Consider the following 1,447-nt stretch of genomic DNA (forward strand, 5'->3'; position numbering starts at 1 on the left):
ACCCTGTTCTTCAACCCCGACGGCCGGATGCCTGGCCCCTTCACGGACCTGCTGAAATGGCAGTTCAGCGGCCAGCGTTCGAAATGGCCGCCTGCGAGTCCGAGCCCCTTCGCACAGGCAAAGCCGGCCGCGATGGTCGAAGGTACCGAACTGACCGTGACCATGGTCGGCCATTCCACCTTGCTGATCCAGACCGCCGGGCTCAACATCCTCACCGATCCGGTGTGGTCGGCGCGCACCTCGCCGTTCTCCTTTGCCGGACCCCGGCGCGTCAATCCGCCGGGCATCGCTTTTGACGATCTGCCGGCGATCGACGTCGTGCTGGTCAGCCACAACCACTATGACCATCTCGACCTTGCCACGCTGAGGCAGCTGAAGGAGACGCACGATCCGCTGGTAGTGACGCCGCTCGGCAACGATGCCATCATCGCCGCCGCGGTGCCCGGCATGCGGCTTTCCGCGCATGACTGGGGCGACAGGGTCGACGTCTCCGACGGCACCGCCATCCACATCGAGCCCGCGCATCATTGGTCGGCGCGGGGTGCCCGCGACCGGCGCATGGCGCTGTGGGCCGGCTTCGTCATCGAAACAGCGGGCGGGAAGACCTACTTCGCCGGCGATACCGGCTTCCACGACGGCATTAACTACCGGCTGATGGCGGAAAAACATGGCGGCTTCCGCTTCGCCATCCTGCCGATCGGCGCCTACGAGCCACGCTGGTTCATGGCCCCGCAGCACCAGAATCCCGAGGAAGCGGTGCAAGGCATGAAGCTGTGCAACGCAAGCTTTGCCGCCGGCTGCCACTGGGGTACCTTCCAGCTCACCGACGAGCCGATCGACGAACCGGTCCGAAAACTGGCCGAGGCGCTCGGGGCTGAGGGTGTACCGCAAGAGCATTTTCGCGCCTTGCGGGCCGGCGAAGTCTGGGACGTGCCGGAAACGACGGCGGCCTGAACCGACCAGGCTTCGAAACGAGCGGGAACCCAAGCACGACAGCCGCGTTTTTCCTGCGGTTTCAAATCTGTCGGCTTACGAGGCATTCCCATGCTCAAATGGATCATCATTCTTCTCATCGTCGCCGCCGCGGCGAGCCTGCTCGGCATGCCGGCGCTGGCCGGCGCCGCCGCCACCGGCGCGCGCATTCTCATCGGCGTCGTGCTCGTGATCTTCCTGTTGATCTTGCTGGGGGTCTTCGCGGTGACGTAAGTCCGGCGCCGTCGCGTGAAAGCGGCTGCGCACTGGTAATTCCTGCCCGTTTCCGCCATATAGCGCCGAACGGACATGGAATTTCGGAGCAATGGCAGACACGGCCCCTTTCGCCAAGATGAACGGCATCGGCAACGAGATCATCGTTGCCGACATGCGTGGCCGTGCGGATCGGGTGACGGCCGCGGCCGCCATCGCGCTCAATGGCGACGTCGCGACGCGGTTCGACCAGATAATGGCC

At 65.0% G+C, this 1,447-nt stretch carries 2 protein-coding genes and 1 pseudogene; all 3 read left to right on the forward strand.

Translation table 11 applies throughout. From position 1 onward, the window contains the following. On the forward strand, positions 1–954 hold a 954-nt coding region (locus tag EOA36_RS35310), incomplete at its 5' end, for an MBL fold metallo-hydrolase (protein ID WP_127281225.1). Between the two features lie 90 nt (positions 955–1,044). After that, positions 1,045–1,206 carry a DUF1328 family protein gene (locus tag EOA36_RS35315; protein ID WP_127281226.1) on the forward strand — a complete coding sequence of 54 codons (162 nt, stop codon included), beginning with the start codon at positions 1,045–1,047 and terminating at the stop codon, positions 1,204–1,206. Between the two features lie 91 nt (positions 1,207–1,297). Continuing rightward, positions 1,298–1,447 (forward strand): annotated as a pseudogene (locus EOA36_RS38665) (diaminopimelate epimerase); the annotation flags it as partial.

The sequence above is a fragment of the Mesorhizobium sp. M8A.F.Ca.ET.021.01.1.1 genome, assembly GCF_003998025.1.
Lineage (GTDB): Bacteria > Pseudomonadota > Alphaproteobacteria > Rhizobiales > Rhizobiaceae > Mesorhizobium.

Excerpts from the sequence above, each read along its gene's own strand:
- EOA36_RS35315 (WP_127281226.1), top strand. The coding sequence starts at position 1,045 with ATGCTCAAATGGATCATCATTCTTCTCATCGTCGCCGCCGCGGCGAGC.